Origin of the sequence: Bacteroides sp. 4_1_36, from assembly GCF_003466325.1 — a bacterium.
Taxonomy (GTDB): Bacteria; Bacteroidota; Bacteroidia; order Bacteroidales; family Bacteroidaceae; genus Bacteroides; species Bacteroides uniformis.
Window position 1 is genome coordinate 23,812 of the sequence record NZ_QSOX01000001.1, and the last position, 20,607, is coordinate 44,418.

Genomic DNA, 20,607 nt, shown 5'->3' on the forward strand with positions numbered 1-20,607 from the left:
GATTAAAACAAACAAGAAATCCCAATTGTTGTCAGCAATTGGGATTCTATCTAACTTTCTCTTCTTAAGCTCGAACAGCTTCTTCAGTCTTACCTGCCATTTCATCTAAAATTTTTAAAGCTCGCTCTAAAACAGTAGTATCATCAATCATAACCAATCCACCATCTGGTCCAGGTTCCAAGTGAATCCCAACACTTTTCCCCTCCTTAAAATTGTGTCCACCGAAAAAATTTCTTACAGTGTCAACATTCAGTCCAAGTTCATCGGCTATTCTATGCATACTACCACTAGGCAATGAGTCTTTAATCTTACGTAATTCATTAAATGTTATTGTTCTCATATTCATAAATTTAATGGTTAATACTCTGTACTTTTTATTATCACGCTATAAACTTAAGGAAAAAAAAGGATAAAACAAACTATTTCTTTATCTTTTTTCAAAAAGAATATTGCCTCTCCAAAAAATAATCATTTTCAAGTATGCAGAATTATAAGTACAGAGAAAAAGCTCCTAAAAATAGACAGAAACAGCTCGTATAAAGCAGAATTATCGGGTTTATACGAGCTGTTTTTAGAATACAGGGAAAATTTAAATACCTTCTATGGCAGAAGCTGGAACCCACCCTACTTTACCATCTTCCAAACGAATTTCTTTCCATTCACGCATAGAGTTGTCTTTTATCTCAACTTTACGTCCCTCATGAAGAATGAACAGACTTGTACCACTTTCACTGGGAGTACTACGCACTGTGACACTAGGTGCCAACACTATAGCTTCGTTACGTTCCATCAGTTCGCCTTTTTGCTGAGCAGCAAACACATTACTCAATATAACAAGAACCAGGAATACTATTCCTGCAATAAATCCCACTTTCTTTCCCGTAATCTGTTTTGAAAAGAAAAAGAGATAGAACGAAACGAGTAATAGTACAAAGAACACAATCCCCAACTTAGCCCATGCGTCTACGCTAAGACAATTAATCAACGATTTAGTCCAAGATACAAAGAAAACCTCAGGAACTGGGATTACCTTATCGATTGTCTTAGAACGTGCTATCTCCAAATTTGCACGAATATCAGCATTACCAGGTTCCAACAACAAGGCACGCTCATAATTCAATATAGCTCTTGCTATATCATCTGCCTTATAATAACTGTTGCCAAGATTATAATAGACCTCTGCAGCCTCTCCCTTCTTTAACAGATTCTCATATATTTGAATGGCAGAAGCATAATCATTCCGTATATAAGCGCTGTCACCTTCAGCCTTTGTCACATTGCTTTCTTGCCTTGCAGCAGAGAATTCCGCATGTGAACCGACGGATGTAGAGTCACTAGCAGTCTGTAATGTATCTACAGATGCAGAATTCTGCCCATAGGCAGTAATTGCCATCACTAGACTAAGAGTAAAAAACAATATTTTATTCATTACCATTTCCTCCTGATTAATGTTTTATCGAGTTTTCCATTTTACTGATAACTTCCAAAGAAGCTGAATATACCTTATCCATAGCCTGGTTATCATCACCCGGAGCAAAGCGGGCAAACTCACAGTTATTCAATGCATCGAGGAATTCCTTTATCAACGCATCATTCACACCATAATTACGAAGTTCCTCTTCGATATTATCCTTAGACAAACGGGATACCGGAATGTTCAGTTTATCACTGATATACCCCCAAAGAGCTTTCAAAACCTCATCATAAAACGCATCTTTCTTATTCTCAGCCAATAATTTACCAGCTTGTTTCATACGTTTCACCGCCACTTTATTGGCTTTCTTGGTACGCATCTTTGCTACATTTGCATTGGCTGCTATTTGCTTACGATAGATGACAAAGAATGTAATGAATGCAATACCCGGTATCAAATAAAGCAACCAATACGTCAACGAACCGAAGAAGAAATCACCTTTGGGAGACAGAGTTACATTATTCTGCTTGATAAAACGAATATCCTCGTTCAATACTTTCAACTCTTCCTTGCTTGTAAAGTTTGCAATAGTCTGAGCAGCATTACCTACTCCCTTTTCCACATGCAATTCATACTCCTCCGTAGTCAACGTCTTATACGAACGGGAATTAATATCAAAATAACTGAACTTTACGGCAGGAATCTTATAAGTTCCAGCATTACGAGGAATTGCCAGATACTCAATGACCTTACTACCGGAGAGGCCCGAATTTGTCAGACGGAATTTATTGTCCACCTTCGGATCATATACTTCAAAATCCTCGGGGAATTTAACTTCCGGATTAGAAAGCAATTTCAGATTACCGGTACCAGAAATGACAAGTTTGACAGTAACAGCATCATTGGTCTTGACATTTGTACTATTGATAGAAGAAGTTATATTGAACTCTCCCACTCCTCCCGAAAAATCGGCTGGCTTACCTGCCGGCAAGGGCTTTACGTCAATTGTCAGTTGCGGAGTCAAAATTGTCTTTTTAACTTCTACGTAATTGCTTCCTCCATTGAAAAATGCCTCGAACGGATCAGCAACTTGTGTAGCCTTTGCAATGGAAGCATCAAAGCGTGCAGCATCAATTGTCAGCTTACCGGCTTGTTGCGGGAACAACACAAACTGACGATAGATTGTAGACTGATAATTTCTACCTTTATAATGCTCCAATCCCCATCTTCTGTCATTAGGCAATTCTACTTCCTGAGAATGGAATCCTTTGAAGTCAGGCAATTTCACATTATCAAACATACGTAAGTCCACCAAGGTATATATCTTGTATGTCAGCAGAAAAGCCTCTTGTTCATACACCGTCATCTTACTGGCAGTAGCTGTAATAAACAAATCACTATTCGATACAGATGTCCCGGAAGAAGCGCGGCTGGCAGTGCCCTCACTCTGTTTGCCACCATTTCCAGAAGCTCCATTAGCAGCCTGATCTGCCGGAAGAACCCTTACTTGTACAGAATTCGAAACCATTTGGTTACCATCAGCAGTGATAGTGGCTCCTGGAATGGTAAAATCACCTTCTGCAGTCGCCATTAAAATATAAGTGAATGTAATACTGCTGGTTGAAGTCGTCTGCCCATTAATCATCTGCACGCTACTCTGTTGCGAGCGGCTGGGCCCCATCAACACATCAAATCCCTTCATAGAAGGAGCACGAAAATCCCTTACCTTTTGTGTAGTCACCGTATACGACAGTCTGAACTGGTCTCCTACCGCCACAGCGTCAGGAGCAGACGCAGTAAACGATACCTTGCCATCGGCAAAGACATTCATACCGACTGCAATCAGTGCTATCCATAAGAAAACTATTTTTCTCATATATTATTTCCTATTATGTTTGTTACCAATCTTTTTCCAGACGACCTCCTTGAAGTACCTGCTGCTTTTTCACTTTATCCTGCACATCCTTCTCGTCTTGCATGACAGAGTTCAATAGCTGTTCTGCATTTTCCTTAGACATCTCATTATCTTTTTTTTCCGGCTGAGAAGGTTGTTGTTGCTGGTCTTGATTCTGTTGCTGGTCTTTCTGCTGATCCTGCTGTTTATCCTGCTCCTTCTGTTGGTCCTGTTTATCCTGATCTTGATTCTGATCCTGGTTCTGCTGCTGGTCTTGCAACTGTTTCTGTGCCAAAGCAAGGTTATAGCGCGTTTCATCATCTTTCGGATTATTGCGTAACGACTCCTTATAGGCTTCTACCGCCTTTGCATAATCCTTCTGAGAATGAAAGATGACTCCCATATTATGATAAATCTGTGCTAAGTTCGATTTGTCCTTTTCTATCTTGGTAGCTCCCACATATTGCTCCATCGCTTCCTGCAGCTTGTTCTGCTGGGTCAATGTATTTCCCAGGTTGAACATGGAAACCGTTGACTTCGGGTTTACCTCCAAAGCCTTCCGATAGTTCACTTCTGCATCCACATATACGCTATCCTTAAAAAAACGGTTTCCCTTACGGATATAATCGCGTTCCGCCTTCTGTGCAGAAGCTGAAACTGCCACTAACAGCAGCAAAACTATTCCAATATATTTTTTCTGTAACATACGCATCATTTCTTATTAGAGAATAAATGAATGTTGCGGAACAGAGGATTCTTGCGCTCCAATATCAACATCTCAGCCAGTAACAACAGCAGAATAATCCATGCCACTGCCTGAAACTGTTCATTGAATTCCGTGTACACCTGTGTTTCCACATCTGCCTTTGCCATCTTGTTGATTTCCTGACTAATCGCTTTCTGTGCACCGTTGGTATTGTCTACGCGCACATAAATACCATTTCCTGCCTGAGCAATTTCCTGACACATCTGCTCATTCAAGCGAGTAACGATTACATTACCTTCACGGTCACGACGATAATCATTAGTACCCTCTATTGGAATAGGGGCACCCTCAGGCATACCTACCCCTAATACATTGACCTGGATACCTTTCTCTGCAGCAGCCTTAGCTGCTTCTACGGCACCACCTTCATGGTTTTCACCGTCGGTGATGACAATAACAGTACGTCCCACTCCTTCTTGAGGTGTAAAACTCCGGGCAGCCAGATTTATTGCAGCTCCAATTGCCGTACCTTGCTTGGAAATCAGCGAAGGGTCGATGGACTCCAAAAACATCTTGGCAGAAATATAATCACTCGTAATAGGCAACTGGGTAAATGCGTCACCTGCAAAAACAATCATACCGACCTTGTCATTCTGCATCTTATCTACCAACTGCGCCACCAGCCGTTTTGCCTTCTGCAAGCGGCTTGGCTGTACGTCTTGTGCCAGCATGGAATTGGATATATCCAACGCAATCATCACTTCCACTCCCTGGCGTTTTACCGTCTCCAGTTTGGAACCAAACTGCGGACGTGCCAGCAGTACCGTGAACAACCCGATAGCCGCAAAAACCAACCAAAACTTCACATCCGGACGGTATTTGGAAACATCCGGCATTAGCTGTGCCATCAGTATAGGGTCACCAAATTTACGAATGGCTTTCCTCCTCCGATAATTGGAGTACAAGTAGAAGGCCGCCAATAAAGGCAGCAGCAGCAACAAGTACAAATATGCAGGTTCTTCAAATCGAAACATCTTTTTATTTACAATTTAGCAATTTACAATTTACAATTTGGCTACGCAATGACTGATACACTAAAAGACATTCTCCGTTTTTACGGTATCTTCTTCAATATAGAGTTGCGTAACAGTACCTCCAGTAATACGCACAAGAAAGCAGCCAACGCAAACCAGCGGTACTCTTCCTGGCGCTTGCTGTATTCTTTTACATTCAATTTTGTTTTCTCCAGCTTGTCTATCTCCTCGTACACTTCCTTCAACTTCGAGTTGCTGGTGGCACGGAAATAGTTACCTTCCGTTGTTCCGGCAATCTGTGTCAAAGTCTTTTCATCAATTTCGACGGGCATATTGACATATTGCACTGTTCCGCCTACCGGATAAGGATAAGGAGCCATACCATTGGTTCCTACCCCAATAGTATAAACGCGAATGCCAAAACTCTTGGCTATTTCAGCAGCCGTCAAAGGAGAAATATCACCTTTATTATTGACACCGTCCGTCAGCAGAATAATGACTTTCGACTTTGCCTTGCTATCCTTCAAACGGGTAACGGCATTGGCAATACCCATACCGATTGCCGTTCCGTCTTCAATCAGCCCGCACTTCATATCTTTAAGCAAGTTCAACAATACGGCATGGTCTACTGTCAACGGACATTGCGTAAAGCTTTCTCCAGCAAACAAAGTTATACCTATATTGTCATTCGGACGTCCGTTAATAAACTCTGCCGCCACATCCTTCGCCGCTTCCAACCGGTTAGGTTTCAGGTCTTCGGCCAGCATACTGGTAGAAACGTCCATAGCAAGCATGATATCAATACCCTCAATCTCACTGTTCTGCCAGCTATCGGTGGTTTGCGGACGTGCCAAAACAAGAATAATCAGTATCAAGGCAATTATCCGCAATACAAACGGTACATGCAACAAATAGTTCTTATAGCTTTTAGGGGTATGGGCATACACACGGGCATCCGAAATCTGAAGCGTAGCTTCACTATTCTTCCGCTTCATAATATACCATACTATATAAGGTATAAGCAACAGCAGCAAAAATAAATATTCAATATTGGCAAAAACCATATTTATGTACGATTTAACGATTTACAATTCAGCTTCGCTCCAAACATCCCTCACTTTTCACTCATGTATATCCGATTGAAGTCACTTTTCCTGTATTAAGCAAAATAATTATACAACTCCAATCCGATATATATCAATGAACTGACAAGGGCTACAGCCAACACTACAATACCCGTTCCCAGCAAAACCTTGGTACGCAAAGAACGTTTCTCGATAATGGTAATCTCCGTAGGCTGCGGCTTGGCATTCTCCTCTTCTTTCTCCTTGGTTTCATTAATAAAGTCAATGGCATTAATCAGGTTAGCGTCATTTTCGTTCATCAATGGATTATGCTTGGCAAATTTCACCAAATCAGCAGTCTGGAACAATTCACGCAAATCCGATATTGCTTCCTTATCTTTCATTTCCAGCAACTTGTCTATGATTTCCGTAGAAGTCATTTCCAAAGCATTGAAACCAAAACGGTCTTTTATATATGTACGAAGAGCATCAGTCAATTCCGTATAATATTCCTTCGGTTCCCCTTTCTGCCATACCTTCTCATTCTTGATACGTTCTATCTCCTGCATAGCCAACTGATGGGGAGGCAGCTTAGGTTCTACCTTCACCTTACGGATAATAGGCTTATTGTCGAAGAAGCGCATTATCAGATAGACAAGTAATATCCCTATCGGGATAATCAGCGCACCACAAGCCATAAGACCATACCAGTCTTCCCAGGCAAAAGGCGCTTGCATCACTGTTTTGGGACCGAAGAACTGTTCCGGATTCTCCGGGTCTAACGGGACATTCACCGAATATACTTTCAAGGCCAACGCTTTGGAGCGATACTTCTCATTATCCACTGTCACTTCCATAGGCGGCAGATAATAAAGAGCCGAGTCGAAAGAGGTAACTGTATACTCTTGAGTTATCAATGCACGCCGGCCATCATTCAGCAGTTGCGTATCCGGCTTGGCCACATCAATAATTTCAACCCCATTCACCAGCGTATCGGTATATACCGGGAATATGGCACGCTTATCGGCATCCAGAGATACTTGAAGCTTTATCTTTGCCTGCTCTCCAATAAGAATCTGCAAAGAGTCAATCGTAGCATCTACCGTTACCGACTGGGCTACTACCCTTCCCGACCATGCTATCAATAACGCTATCAGAAATAAATATCTTTTCATTTTCCGATTAATTTCGTTTCGCAAACAAATTCATCAATGCCTTGACATAATCCTGGTCGGTACGTACCGACACATTGTCGACATTACTCTTGGTAAACGTTTCATTCAATTCCGCCTGCTTGTTCACCCACCAATCATGATGGGCACGGCGCACGGCACGCGAGGAGGTGTCAATCCACTGCTCATGTCCCGTCTCGGCATCCCTAATCTTCATCAGTCCTACGGGTGGCAATTCTTCCACACGACGGTCGTACACCTGAACGGCAACCAGGTCATGCTTACGATTGGCAATGGTCATGGCGTTCTTGAAACTTTCCTGGTCGATGAAGTCGGACAAGACAAATGCCGTGCAACGGCGTTTCATTACGTTTGTCAGATACTCCAAGCCCAGACGAATGTTCGTCCTCCGGCTTTCCGCATGAAAATCTATCAGTTCGCGGATGATGTAAAGTATATGCTTACGTCCCTTCTTGGGCGGAATAAACTTCTCAATCCGGTCCGAAAAGAAGATGACACCAATCTTGTCATTATTCTGAATGGCAGAGAATGCCAGTGTGGCGGCAATTTCCGTCACCATATCCTTCTTCATCTGCTTTACCGTACCGAATTCCAAACTACCGGAAACATCTACCAACAACATCACTGTCAATTCGCGCTCCTCCTCAAACACCTTGACGTAAGGCTTGTTGAAGCGGGCGGTCACATTCCAGTCAATGTCGCGTATGTCGTCGCCAAACTGATACTCGCGCACTTCGGAGAATGCCATACCTCTACCCTTGAAGGCAGAGTGATACTGCCCGGCAAAGATATTGTTGGACAGTCCGCGCGTCTTTATCTCAATCTGACGGACTTTCTTCAAAAGTTCTGTTGTTTCCATTGATTTATTTTAATAATCTCATTTAAGCACACAAGCGCAATTTAGTTTATAACAGAAACTTCCCTATGAAAAGGGGTGAAGTTTTCGGTACTCAACCCTAAGGTTTACGACGCTAACCTCAGGTATTGGATTGTAAACCTCAAGTTTACGAAAACCTCTATTATGCGTTAGGGCACTTCAACCTTGTTCAGTATCTTGCTGACGATTTCATCAGATGTCATATTGCTGGCTTCCGCCTCGTAAGTCAAGCCGATACGGTGGCGAAGTACGTCGTGTGCCACAGCGCGCACATCCTCCGGAATGACATAACCGCGACGCTTGATGAACGCGTAGCTACGGGCAGCCAGGGCCAAGTTGATGGAGGCACGGGGCGAACCGCCGAAACCAATCATGTCTTTCAGCTCTTTCAAATCGTATTTTTCCGGATAACGAGTAGCAAATACAATATCGACAATATATTTTTCGATTTTCTCATCCAGATATACCTGGCGAACCACCTTGCGGGCTTCGATAATCTCGTCAGCCTTCAAGATTGGCTTCACGTTGAACTTCTCTCCATTGATATTCTGGCGAATAATCAGTTTCTCCTCTTCCTGCTTCGGATAGTCAATTACAACTTTCAGCATGAAACGGTCCACTTGCGCTTCGGGCAGCGGATAAGTACCTTCCTGCTCAATAGGATTCTGCGTGGCAAGCACCAAAAATGGTTTGGGCAACCCGAAAGTTTCATTGCCGATAGTAACTTGACGTTCCTGCATGGCTTCCAGCAAAGCACTCTGTACTTTGGCGGGAGCACGGTTGATTTCATCAGCCAAAACAAAATTTGCGAAGACCGGACCTTTTTTTACTTGGAACGTTTCATCCTTCTGGCTGTAAACCATTGTACCTATTACGTCGGCAGGCAACAAGTCTGGCGTAAACTGAATGCGGCTGTATTGCGCATCAATCAACGAAGCAAGCGTCTTGATAGCTAAAGTCTTTGCCAAACCGGGCACACCTTCCAACAACACGTGTCCATCGGACAACAAACCAATTAACAACGACTCTACCAGATGCTTTTGTCCTACAATGACCTGGTCCATACCTGTGGTAAGATTGGTAACGAAAGCACTTTGTCTTTCAATCCGCTCATTCAGTTCGCGGATGTCAATTGTTTCAGCCATAAATCATTCTATTTTTTTAATGTTTAATTTCCTCATTTATCCGGTTTTGAACCGGTAATTATTTTTTTCGCTCCCAAAAGTACGGGAATAAATTAACCATACCAACTAATTTTTATTAAAAAACTATGCGAAACCTTTAGATTAAACTACTTTCATAGAGTTTAGTATTTAACAAAAAAAGAAGCAGTAATTTTTTACTGCTTCTTGGCCAATTTTGGTATCTTGATAGTAGTACCATAAGGCACATTATCCGGATTCTTGATTACACCGGGATTATGCTTCACGATATAAGGCCAAAGAGCTTTTGTTCCATAAAAACGAAGCGCTACCCTAGTCAGCGTTTCCCCTTCCTTGATGGTATAAGTGGTTTCTGTTCCCACAATCGTATACCCCACAGAATCCGGTTCAAACGGTACAACTGTCTTTTTTTGCTCTTTTTTAGGAGTGGGAGACTGTACTTGTACATTTTCCTTTGGAGTTTTTTTAAGCGTAGGAGTTGTTGCAGCAACAGTTTCTGCCACAGTATCTATCCGAGCAGGAGCTACAACATCTTTTGAAACAATACTGTCTGTCAAGGCAATATTGTCTTGACCGGCAGGAACCTCCACCTTTTCAGTAACAGATTCCCTCACATCCGAGTCTGCAACTTCTTCTACAAGAGGCTTTGCAGTAAGTGCGTCAAGCAAGTCCGGATAATACATGAAAGCTACGGCACCACCACACAGCAACACTACAAAAACAACGATGCCTATAAAATATTTCATAGTCGAAGAATCTGCCATATCTTTTATCACTGGCTCAGACGGTTCCGGCTCAACAGCAACTATATTTTCAGGCATTGCTTCAGGTTCCGTTTTTTCCGGTTTCTCCTCTTCAACTGCCGGTTCGGGCTCAATTAACGGCTCTTCTATTACAGTTTCCACCAAAGGTTCTTCTATCGTAGCTTCTTCCACTAAGGTAACCTTCTCCTCCACCTCTTGTTCCAGAGTTTTGATTTCAGTATCTTCATCATCTTCACTGTCATTTTCCTGCAGGGTATCCTCAAGTACCGTAGCGTCATTCAAAACTACAGTTTCAAAATGCGAAAATGGTCTATTGATAATATCTTTCAAGGCCGGTTCCGGTGTAAACGACACTTTTGTATGCCCTTGTATCTCAAACCTTTCCCCCGTATTCACATTAACGCTTTCACGACTCCCGACATCTATCAGTTTGAAAGTCCCCAAACCTCGTATCTTCACATACTTATCCTTCTCCAATGACTCCTCAATCAGCTGAAAGAATTCTTTCACAAAACTATCCGCATTCTTCTTGCTCATGCCATGCCTTTCAGCCAGCGTGTCAATCAAGTCTTGTATGTTCAGTTTCTCATTCATAATACGGGAGATTTTTTTAAAAGCCGGTTACTTAAACTTATCCTTTAATAATGTACTCGGCTTATAAGTCAACACCAATTTAGGAGGTACCAGCATACGCTGCTTTGTAGTCGGATTCACAGATATACGTTCTGCCTTCTTTTTCACTTCGAATGTACCGAACCCTTGTATAGAGATAATATTCCCCTCCTCCAACTGCCGTGCCATATCCGACAGCAATGAAGCAACCAGCTCAGAAGTATCTTTCAATGTGTATCCTAACCTCCGCGATAATTCAGAAGTAAACTCTTTGTTATTCAAAATGTAAGCCTTTAAATTGAACTACGGTGCTATATTAGCAAATCTTCTTCACATATGCAAGAAGATAAGGAAAAATCTTTAAATTATTCGTCCAAAAAGGTCGAAATCATCGGAATTTACTATCTCTACGTGGTAAAAGTTACCTATATGCAACGCCCTGTCTCCACGCTCAATCAAAACCTCAGGATCCACTTCGGGAGAATCAAATTCTGTACGTCCAATATAATATTCGCCTTCCAGCCGGTCAATGATTACTTTCATCTGCCTGCCTACTTTCTCCGCACTCAACTCCCCTGAAATGCCTTGTTGAATAGACATTAACTCATCCAAGCGCGCTTGTTTCACTTCCTGGGGAATAGAATCCTCATATTCAGCAGCGGCATACGTCCCTTCTTCTTCCGAATACGCAAAAGCCCCCATTCTATCGAAACGCACTTTACGGACAAACTCTTTCAGCTCCTCAAAATCGGCTTCAGTTTCTCCTGGATGCCCCACCATCAGTGTAGTACGGAGATGGATACCGGGAACCTCCTCACGGAATTGTTCTATCAGCTTATACGTCTCATCCTTCGTCACATGGCGGCGCATCTTTTGCAGCATATTGTCGCTGATATGTTGCAGGGCAATATCCATATATTTGCATACATTGTCACGCTCGCGCATCACACGGAATAAATCAGTCGGAAAATGTGCCGGATAGGCATAATGCAAGCGTATCCACTCCACTCCGGGAATATCCGAAATCCGCTCAACAAGCTCGGGCAACATTTGCTTCTTATATAAATCTACTCCGTAATAGGTCAACTCCTGGGCTATAACCTGGAATTCCTTTACACCCCGTGCAACCAGATACTTCACCTCGTCAAGTATTTCCTCCATCGGGCGCGACACATGCCTTCCCGTAATGATGGGAATAGCGCAATAAGAACATTTACGGTCACACCCTTCGGATATCTTCAAATAGGCATAATGCTTGGGAGTGGTCAATGTGCGCTCTATGTGCAGCTCGTCATGATAGGCCTTTCCCAAATCCTGCAGCAACTCTCTCCAATTGAATTTACCATAGAATTTATCCACCTGGGGAATTTCAACGGCCAATTCCTTCAGATAACGTTCCGAAAGGCAACCCATTACATAAAGCTTCTCCAAGTTTCCTTCCTCCTTGGCCTGCGCAAATTCCAGAATCATATTAATGGATTCCTCCTTGGCGTCACCGATGAAACCGCAAGTATTGATTACGGCAATCTGTCCCTTCGGTCTTTCCGCATCATGTGTCACATGGAATCCCACTTCCTCCAACTGACGCATCAAATGTTCCGAATCCACCAGGTTTTTAGAACATCCTAAAGTGATGATATCTATAGTCTTCCGTTTCATGCATTCTCCCCGAACAGTGAATCAACAAATTCCTTTTTACGGAACACCTGCAAATCTTCCATTCCTTCACCCAATCCAATATATTTAACCGGAATTTTAAACTGGTCTGAAATGCCGATGACTACGCCACCCTTGGCTGTTCCGTCCAACTTTGTAACAGCCATTGCCGTAACCTCCGTTGCCAGAGTGAACTGCTTGGCTTGTTCGAATGCATTCTGTCCGGTTGAGCCATCCAACACAAGCAACACCTCATTCGGAGCATCAGGAACAACCTTCTTCATCACATTCTTGATTTTCGTCAGTTCATTCATCAAACCGACTTTATTATGAAGGCGTCCTGCCGTATCTATAATTACCACATCGGCATTATTGGCAGTTGCGGAACTCAGTGTGTCAAAAGCGACAGAAGCCGGGTCAGCACCCATTTTCTGCTTTACAACAGGCACACCTACCCGTTCACCCCATATCACCAACTGCTCCACAGCAGCAGCACGGAAAGTATCGGCAGCACCCAGATAAACAGACTTTCCGGCTTTCTTGAACTGATAAGCCAGTTTGCCAATCGTAGTAGTCTTCCCTACACCATTGACGCCCACTACCATAATGACGTATGGTTTCTTCGCAATCGGTGCTTCAAAGTCATCCACATCCTCCGAATTATTCTCTGTAAGCAACGCTGCGATTTCATCACGTAAAATATGATTCAGCTCAGTGGCATTCATATATTTGTCGGCTGCTGCACGCTTTTCGATACGTTCAATAATTTTCAGTGTCGTTTCCACGCCCACATCCGAAGTTATCAACACCTCTTCCAGATTATCCAATACTTCATCATCAACTTTTGACTTTCCTGCCACAGCACGCGCAATCTTGCCAAACACACTTTCTTTGGTCTTAGATAATCCTTTATCTAATGTTTCCTTTTTTTCCTTGGAGAAAAAACTAAAAAATCCCATACACTAATTATTTTTATGCAACCTGTTTTCGCATTCCCTGCAAAGATAGTGCAAACCGGATGCAGAATAAAATGAACCCGTTCATTTTTTATGCTGAGGTGCAGCCTATCTTCGCATTTTCAGCAAAGATATAACAAAACTGACGAATATTAAAAACTTCGTCCTCTTTTTAAAAAGAAATCCCCTTACCGGAAATACCGACAAGGGGGATCTTTATAAGTCATCAGCGCTTTACAGCCACTGTATTTATCTTATTTCTTAAAGAAGTTCTGAACATCTTCATTACGGACCATCTGTTCATCAAAGATGTAAGCACCAGTCTTAGGAGACTTCACCATTTTGATAACCTTTGTATAAGAACGTCCTTCTTTGCTTCCTTCGTGCAAGGTTGCTACCGCTTTCTTTGCCATAAGTTATAGATTTATTATTTAATTTCTTTATGTACTGTCACTCTCTTCAGAATCGGATTGTATTTCTTCAACTCCAATCTCTCTGTGGTATTCTTTCTGTTCTTCGTCGTAATATAACGAGAAGTACCCGGCATACCGCTATCCTTGTGTTCTGTGCATTCCAGAATCACCTGTACTCTGTTACCTTTTGCTTTCTTTGCCATAATCAGTATTCTCCTCTACTTTAGCCAATAACTTTAATGCTTTTCCAATCACAATAACCTTTAGCTACCGCATCTTTCAAAGCAGCGTCCAGTCCTTTCTTATTAATAATGCGCAAACCATTAGCGCAAATGCTAAGGCTGATCCAGCAATCCTGCTCTACATAGTAGAACTTCTTGTTAAACAAGTTCAAATCAAAGGTTCTCTTTGTTCTTCTCTTTGAGTGTGAAACATTGTTGCCAATCATGGCCTTCTTTCCGGTAATTTGACAAATCTTTGACATTTCTATCTTAATTTTATAGTTTTCTTTTTTGCCTATTTCAAACAGAGCGCAAAGTAAGCACTTTTATCGTTACCAAACAAGTTTTTCTTAAAATAATTCACTGTATGATAGCATTTTTTCCTCATTTCAGCTTCTCACAAAGCAACAAAAGGGCATTTTGAATTGCTTTTTCCACATTTCCCTTTCTTCCCTCGTCCCCCTCCTGCTTCATGGCAACTATTTCATTTTTATAGGCAGCAGCTATCCACACCGTACCCACTGGTTTTTCCGGAGTCCCACCTCCAGGACCTGCAATACCGGAAGTAGCCACTGCACAATCTGTTTTCAGCGTTTTCATCGCACCTTTCACCATTTCTGTAACAGTTTCGCGGCTTACTGCTCCATGTTTTTCCAAAGTTTCGGCAGATACATGCAGCAAAGACATCTTTATTTCATTGGAATACGCCACTATACTACCATTAAAGTATTCCGAACTGCCGGGAACGGAAGTAATCAGAGCGGCAATCCCTCCACCCGTACAACTTTCTGCGGTGGAAAGGGACAATTTCTTTGCTTTCAGCAGCTCTCCTACCTTTTCTTCCAACTTCATACCTTATTATATATTATCCTAAAGTTACGCGTGAATAAGCAGGTGCTTCCATCGGACAAAAATCCTTATCCACATACTTGAAGTATCCGGTAATGGCAATCATGGCAGCGTTATCCGTTGTGTAGCTGAACTTCGGAATAAATATTTTCCAACCATACTTCCCGGCATGCTCACGGAAAGCATTACGCAATCCGTTATTGGCAGAAACGCCTCCTGCAACAGCCACTTCCTTTATTTTATATTGTTTGGCAGCTTTGCGCAACTTATCCATCAAGATATCTACAACGGTAGCTTCCAGTGATGCCGCCAAATCCGTCTTGTGATGTTCGATGAAATCGGGGTCGTCCTTCATCCAGTCGCGCAGAGAGTAAAGAAACGAGGTCTTAAGTCCGCTGAAACTATAATCCAACCCTGGAATATGCGGTTTGCTGAACGAGAAGGCTTTAGGATTACCTTGCCGAGCCAGTTTGTCAATAATCGGACCACCCGGATATCCCAATCCCATTACCTTCGAGCATTTGTCAATGGCTTCACCGGCGGCATCATCAATGGTCTGCCCCAAAATTTCCATATCGTTATAGGCTTTCACCAAGATAATCTGTGAGTTTCCACCGGAAACCAGCAAGCAGAGGAAAGGAAATTCCGGCTGCACATTATCTTCACCTTCTGCTTTAATGAAATGAGCTAACACATGACCAGTCAAATGATTAACATCAATCATAGGAATACCTAATGAACGGGCGAACCCTTTGGCGAAAGATACCCCCACCAACAATGACCCCATCAATCCCGGTCCACGTGTAAAAGCCACAGCACTCAATTCCTCTTTGGTTACTCCGGCGCGTTTCAATGCCTCATGCACTACCGGAACTATATTTTGTTGGTGCGCGCGGGAAGCCAGTTCAGGCACTACCCCGCCGTATGCTTCATGCACAGCTTGGCTGGCCACCACATTCGAAAGCAGATAACCATCTTTGATGACAGCTGCAGAAGTGTCATCACAAGAAGATTCTATTCCCAAGATTATTGTACTCATAATGTTTATTTACGTTTAAACGCTGCAAAAGTAGTGATAAAAGTACGATTCATAACGTATTATTTCATATTTTTGTTGGCTGATTATAAAAATTAACCGCCTATCAGAAAGCTAAAAAAAACAGTACGCTGGGTACTCGGTATTGTATTGGGATTGTATATCGGTACCATATTGTTGCTGAACATTCCATCCGTTCAGCGACAAATGTCTGTATTTGTTGCCAATGAACTGGCTTCCATACTGGACAGCAAGATTTCCATTGGGCGAATAAACATAGGATTGCTGAACCGCATCATCATCGACGACCTGCTCCTGGACGACCAGTCTGGCAAGGAAATGCTGAAGGTGACCCGTCTTTCTGCCAAATTCGATATTCTCCCCCTATTCAGCGGCAAAATATCCATCAGTAACATACAATTGTTCGGCTTTAACATCAATCTGAACAAGCAGACTCCCAAGGATAAACCTAATTTTCAGTTTGTACTCGACGCATTCGCATCCAAAGATACGGTTCAAAAGAAAAACAACCTGGATCTCCGTATCAATTCCTTACTGATACGCCGCGGAAAGGTTTCGTATGATGTGCTGTCCGAGAAAGAGACTCCGGGAAAGTTCAATCCACAGCATCTCCGCTTGCGTAACATTATTGCAAACATCTCCCTAAAAGCATTGCAAAATGATTCTATCAATGCCGCCATCAAGCGTCTGAGCATCGAAGAAGAACATTCCGGATTTGAATTGAAGAAACTAAGCCTAAAGGTTATCGGCAATGACCAACGGATGAAAATCGAAAATTTCGCCATCGACCTCCCCAACACCTCTTTGGCAATGGATACTATACACATGGATTATGACAGTCTGGGGGCGTTTGACAATCTTGCCCAAGATGTCCGTTTCTCATTCCATTTGCTGCCCTCTCAAATCGCCTTGCAGGATTTATCGGCTTTTGTTCCGGCTTTTGGTTCCTTCAAGGAAAAATTGCAAGTAGAGGTACAGACGGACGGCACTGTCAATCAACTGAATTGCCCGCACCTTTCCGTCTCTGTCGGAAATCATTTTTATCTGAGGGGAGACGTATCACTACAAGACCTTTCCCATCCGGAAAATGCTTATATATTCGGCAATTTGTCCAATTTGTACGCAGACCCGGAAGGAATTGCCTTCTTTGTCCGGAATTTCAGCAAGAACTATAATGGAGTACCTCCCGTCCTGCAACACTTAGGAACGGTTTCCTTCCGTGGAGAAGTATCGGGCTACTTCACAGACCTCGTAACTTACGGACAAGTACGCACTGACATCGGAACCATCCAAACTGACGTAAAACTAAGTTCTAACAAAGATAAAGGTTATTTTGCCTATTCCGGTGCAGTGAAAACCAAAGAGTTTGAGCTGGGCAAGATGCTGGGTAACAAAAAACTGGGTAAAGTAACTTTCAATCTGGATGTCAACAGCAGCCATTACGAAAACCAATACCCATCCGTACTGCTGAAAGGGCTGGTTGCCTCCATTGATTACAGCGACTACAATTACGAAAATATCACCCTGGATGGAGAATACAAGCAGGGAGGCTTCACGGGAAAAGTCGCCTTGGATGACACCAATGGTTCTGTTATTTTGAACGGTACCATCAATACCGCCAGTCGGGTACCGACTTTCAACTTTCAGGCAAGCATCGACAAATTTCGTCCTCATGCCCTACATCTGACACCCAACTATGAAGATACGGAAATATCAGTCAAAGTCAAGGCTGACTTCACCGGCGGTTCCATTGACGAGATGAACGGTGAAATCAACGTTGACAGCTTACTGTTCGCAGCTCCGGAAACACAATACTTCCTGGACAATCTGAAGATATCCGCCATCAGAGAAAGCGAAGACCAGAAACGGCTGACCATCCAATCCAACTTTCTCCAAGGTCGCATAGAAGGCGATTATTCTTATCGTACCCTGCCTGCCAGTGTACTGAATATCATGCGTCGTTATATCCCCGCCTTGATTCTGCCAGACAAGAAACCCATAGAGACGGAGAACAATTTCCATTTCGACATGCACATTTACAATACGGAACTACTCTCCACCGTCTTTCAGATTCCGGTAAAAGTATATACCCATTCCACCATTAAAGGATACTTCAATGACAAGGCACAGCGACTCCGTGTAGAAGGCTATTTTCCCCGTCTCCGCTATGAAAACAAATTCATCGAATCCGGAATGTTCCTTTGCGAGAATCCCGGTGACCAGTTCCATACACGCCTACGCTTCAGCAACCGCAAATCAAGCGGCGCTGTCAATATAGCTTTAGAAGCGCAAGCCCAGAACAACAGCATACAGACCACGCTGAACTGGGGTAACAGCAGCACTGTAACCTACAGCGGGAAACTCGCCGCCGTCGCCCACTTCATCCGTGAACAGAAAGAAGCGAATGAAAGCAAGAGGAAACTTCCCCCCTTAAAAACCGTCATTGATGTCCAGCCCACCAACGTGATACTGAACGATACACTGTGGGATATACATCCTTCCCAGGTAGTACTCGACTCCGGCAAAGTGTATGTCAATGATTTCTACTTCAGCCATAAAGACCGGCACTTGCGTATCAATGGCATCGTTTCACCACATCCCGAAGATACAGTACGTCTGGATTTGAAGGAAATCAACATCGGTTATGTGTTCGACATTGCAGACCTCGGAGTCAATTTCAAAGGAGAAGCCACCGGTCCGGCTTTCGCCAGCGGAGTACTGGAAAACCCCGTCATGAGCACCGACTTGTTTATCCGCAACCTCGGATTGAACGAAGGCTTGCTGGGTGATGCCAACATACACGGAGAATGGCACCACGACGTGAAGGGCATCTATCTGGATGCCCATATCAGGGAGAAAGATATCGCCAAAAGCCATGTGTATGGCTATGTCTATCCCTTGAAGCCCACCAGTTCATTGGATCTCCAAATTGAAGCGGGCGGTACCAACTTGAAGTTTATACATCATTATATGAGCAGCATCACGCCCGAATTCAACGGACGTGCCACCGGCCATGTACATTTCTATGGCAAATTCAAGGCTCTCACCATGGAAGGGCGTGTATTCGGCGATGCTTCCATGAAGGTAGACGTGCTCAACACCACTTTCTCCGTCAAAGACAGCATCTACATCGAGCCCGGCGGGTTGACCTTCCGCAACAACCGCATTTTCGACACGCAAGGGCATCAAGGCAGCATGAGCGGCTATCTGCACTATCAGCATTTCAAGAACCTGGAGTACCGTTTCAATTTCAATGTCAACGACATGCTGGTGATGAATACCAAAGAATCACCGGACTATCCCTTCTACGGCACCGTCTACGGTACGGGGAATGCCACTATTGCCGGTAATGCCCAAGATGGCGTTAACATTGACGTTGCAATGACTACCAATCGTAACACCACCTTTACCTATATAAAGGATAACGTATCTACAGCAGTCAGCAACCAGTTCATCAAGTTTGTGGACAAGACGCCACGCCGTGCCGTACAAGACTCTGTTCGCCTTTCCGACTACGAGATTGCCCAAAAGGAAATCGAGGAAGAGAAAGAGAGCGACACTGACATCCGGCTGAATCTCTTGGTAGACGCCACCCCCGACGCTACCATGAAGATTATCATGGACCCTATCGCCGGCGACTATATCAGTGGACGGGGAACCGGAAATATCCGTACTGAGTTCTTCAATAAAGGAGATGTAAAAATGTTCGGCAGTTACCGGATAAGCCAGGGAGTCTATAAATTCAGTCTGCAAGAGGTTATCCGAAAGGACTTTATTATCAGGGATGGAAGTACCATTACATTCAACGGTTCGCCGCTGGATGCCACTCTGGACATAAAAGCAGGCTATACGGTCAACTCAGCATCCTTAAATGACCTAATGCCCAACGAGGCAACCTCCGGCTACATCAGCCAAACAAATGTAAAAGTGAACTGTATGATGGACCTTACCGGACAATTGACTTCACCCGATGTAAAATTCGACATCGAGCTGCCCAACGAACGCGATGAAGTGCAGGCCATTGTCCGTAACTATATTCCTACTGACGAGCAAATGAACATGCAGATACTCTATCTGTTGGCTATCGGCAAGTTCTATACCCCGGAAAACTTGGGAGCCACCCAGAATTCGAATATGATGTCCAGTGTTGTTTCATCCACCCTTTCCGGACAGTTGAATAACGCTTTATCAAACATTCTCGATGTCAATAACTGGAACTTCGGCACCAATTTCAGTACCGGTGAAAGAGGCTGGACAGACATGGAGTTCGAGACCATGCTTTCGGGACAATTATTGAATAACCGACTACTTATCAATGGTAATTTTGGCTATCGTGACAATCCGATGGCAAATACCAATTTTGTGGGAGACTTTGAAGCGGAATGGCTCGTCAACCGTTCCGGAGACATCCGCCTGAAAGCGTACAACGAAACGAACGACCGCTACTACACCCGGACAAATCTGACAACACAAGGTATTGGCATTATCTTCAAAAAGGATTTCAACAAATGGAGTGAGCTCCTTTTCTGGAACAGATGGAAACTCAACCGGCTGAGAAAGGAACAAGAAATAAAACAAGATACTCTATCCACTGATAAAATAAACACAGAACAGCAGATGCCTGAGGCACAATCAAAACGGAAAAGGGAGCAAAAGTAAAATTGACGTTCTTACTGTCCACATTGAAGGTTTTAGAATAAGTAAATAGGCTCAAATACAGTATTTAACATGGCT

19 protein-coding genes are annotated in these 20,607 nt (G+C 43.3%); 1 reads left to right on the top strand and 18 read right to left on the bottom strand.

All coding sequences use genetic code 11. The features are described from left to right. Window positions 1-64 precede the first annotated feature (64 nt). The 18 genes from DXD65_RS00100 to tsaD form a co-directional block, all read right to left on the bottom strand. Window positions 65-340 carry a DNA-binding protein gene (locus DXD65_RS00100; RefSeq protein ID WP_085929906.1) on the bottom strand — a complete coding sequence of 92 codons (276 nt, stop codon included), beginning with the start codon at window positions 338-340 and terminating at the stop codon, window positions 65-67. A 249-nt stretch (window positions 341-589) separates the two neighbouring features. Further along, window positions 590-1,435, bottom strand: coding sequence for a tetratricopeptide repeat protein (locus DXD65_RS00105; RefSeq protein WP_005827754.1), 846 nt, complete (start codon window positions 1,433-1,435; stop codon window positions 590-592). Between the two features lie 10 nt (window positions 1,436-1,445). After that, window positions 1,446-3,290, bottom strand: coding sequence for a BatD family protein (locus tag DXD65_RS00110; RefSeq protein WP_005827753.1), 1,845 nt, complete (start codon window positions 3,288-3,290; stop codon window positions 1,446-1,448). Between the two features lie 22 nt (window positions 3,291-3,312). Continuing rightward, complete coding sequence (locus tag DXD65_RS00115; protein ID WP_008664501.1) at window positions 3,313-4,023, bottom strand: tetratricopeptide repeat protein; 711 nt, start codon at window positions 4,021-4,023, stop codon at window positions 3,313-3,315. Beyond that, complete coding sequence (locus tag DXD65_RS00120) at window positions 4,020-5,048, bottom strand: VWA domain-containing protein (RefSeq protein ID WP_005827751.1); 1,029 nt, start codon at window positions 5,046-5,048, stop codon at window positions 4,020-4,022. Before DXD65_RS00120 ends, DXD65_RS00115 begins: the two co-directional genes overlap by 4 nt. An 80-nt stretch (window positions 5,049-5,128) precedes the next feature. Then, window positions 5,129-6,112, bottom strand: a complete 984-nt coding sequence (locus DXD65_RS00125; protein ID WP_005827750.1) for a vWA domain-containing protein — start codon at window positions 6,110-6,112, stop codon at window positions 5,129-5,131. A 95-nt stretch (window positions 6,113-6,207) separates the two neighbouring features. Next, window positions 6,208-7,287 (bottom strand): hypothetical protein, encoded by a 1,080-nt coding sequence (locus DXD65_RS00130; RefSeq protein ID WP_005827749.1) that lies wholly within the window; start codon window positions 7,285-7,287, stop codon window positions 6,208-6,210. Between the two features lie 7 nt (window positions 7,288-7,294). After that, window positions 7,295-8,164, bottom strand: coding sequence for a DUF58 domain-containing protein (locus DXD65_RS00135; protein ID WP_005827747.1), 870 nt, complete (start codon window positions 8,162-8,164; stop codon window positions 7,295-7,297). Window positions 8,165-8,331: 167 nt separating this feature from the next. Next, window positions 8,332-9,327 (bottom strand): AAA family ATPase, encoded by a 996-nt coding sequence (locus DXD65_RS00140; protein WP_057256497.1) that lies wholly within the window; start codon window positions 9,325-9,327, stop codon window positions 8,332-8,334. A 194-nt stretch (window positions 9,328-9,521) separates the two neighbouring features. Continuing rightward, entirely contained in the window at window positions 9,522-10,703 is a 1,182-nt protein-coding gene (locus DXD65_RS00145) for an HU family DNA-binding protein (RefSeq protein WP_117600867.1), read from the bottom strand. 27 nt (window positions 10,704-10,730) lie between these two features. Further along, on the bottom strand, window positions 10,731-11,003 hold the full coding sequence (locus DXD65_RS00150; protein ID WP_117600868.1) for an HU family DNA-binding protein: 273 nt from the start codon (window positions 11,001-11,003) through the stop codon (window positions 10,731-10,733). A gap of 78 nt (window positions 11,004-11,081) precedes the next feature. Then, window positions 11,082-12,380 carry a 30S ribosomal protein S12 methylthiotransferase RimO gene (gene rimO / locus DXD65_RS00155; RefSeq protein WP_009038370.1) on the bottom strand — a complete coding sequence of 433 codons (1,299 nt, stop codon included), beginning with the start codon at window positions 12,378-12,380 and terminating at the stop codon, window positions 11,082-11,084. Further along, complete coding sequence (ftsY, locus tag DXD65_RS00160; RefSeq protein WP_005827738.1) at window positions 12,377-13,336, bottom strand: signal recognition particle-docking protein FtsY; 960 nt, start codon at window positions 13,334-13,336, stop codon at window positions 12,377-12,379. Before ftsY ends, rimO begins: the two co-directional genes overlap by 4 nt. A gap of 251 nt (window positions 13,337-13,587) precedes the next feature. Further along, a complete protein-coding gene (locus tag DXD65_RS00165) occupies window positions 13,588-13,746 on the bottom strand; it encodes a DUF4295 domain-containing protein (protein WP_005827735.1) in 159 nt (52 codons plus the stop codon). A 14-nt stretch (window positions 13,747-13,760) separates the two neighbouring features. Beyond that, window positions 13,761-13,949, bottom strand: coding sequence for a 50S ribosomal protein L33 (rpmG, locus tag DXD65_RS00170; RefSeq protein ID WP_002560155.1), 189 nt, complete (start codon window positions 13,947-13,949; stop codon window positions 13,761-13,763). A 20-nt stretch (window positions 13,950-13,969) separates the two neighbouring features. Next, window positions 13,970-14,230 (bottom strand): 50S ribosomal protein L28, encoded by a 261-nt coding sequence (rpmB, locus tag DXD65_RS00175; RefSeq protein WP_004291052.1) that lies wholly within the window; start codon window positions 14,228-14,230, stop codon window positions 13,970-13,972. Window positions 14,231-14,351: 121 nt separating this feature from the next. Further along, a complete protein-coding gene (locus DXD65_RS00180; protein ID WP_009038369.1) occupies window positions 14,352-14,819 on the bottom strand; it encodes a CinA family protein in 468 nt (155 codons plus the stop codon). 13 nt (window positions 14,820-14,832) lie between these two features. After that, window positions 14,833-15,855 (bottom strand): tRNA (adenosine(37)-N6)-threonylcarbamoyltransferase complex transferase subunit TsaD, encoded by a 1,023-nt coding sequence (gene tsaD, locus DXD65_RS00185; protein WP_117713683.1) that lies wholly within the window; start codon window positions 15,853-15,855, stop codon window positions 14,833-14,835. A 204-nt stretch (window positions 15,856-16,059) separates the two neighbouring features. On the opposite strand from tsaD, the gene DXD65_RS00190 reads away from it, so the two are divergent. Then, on the top strand, window positions 16,060-20,532 hold the full coding sequence (locus DXD65_RS00190; protein WP_117713684.1) for a translocation/assembly module TamB domain-containing protein: 4,473 nt from the start codon (window positions 16,060-16,062) through the stop codon (window positions 20,530-20,532). Window positions 20,533-20,607 lie beyond the last annotated feature (75 nt).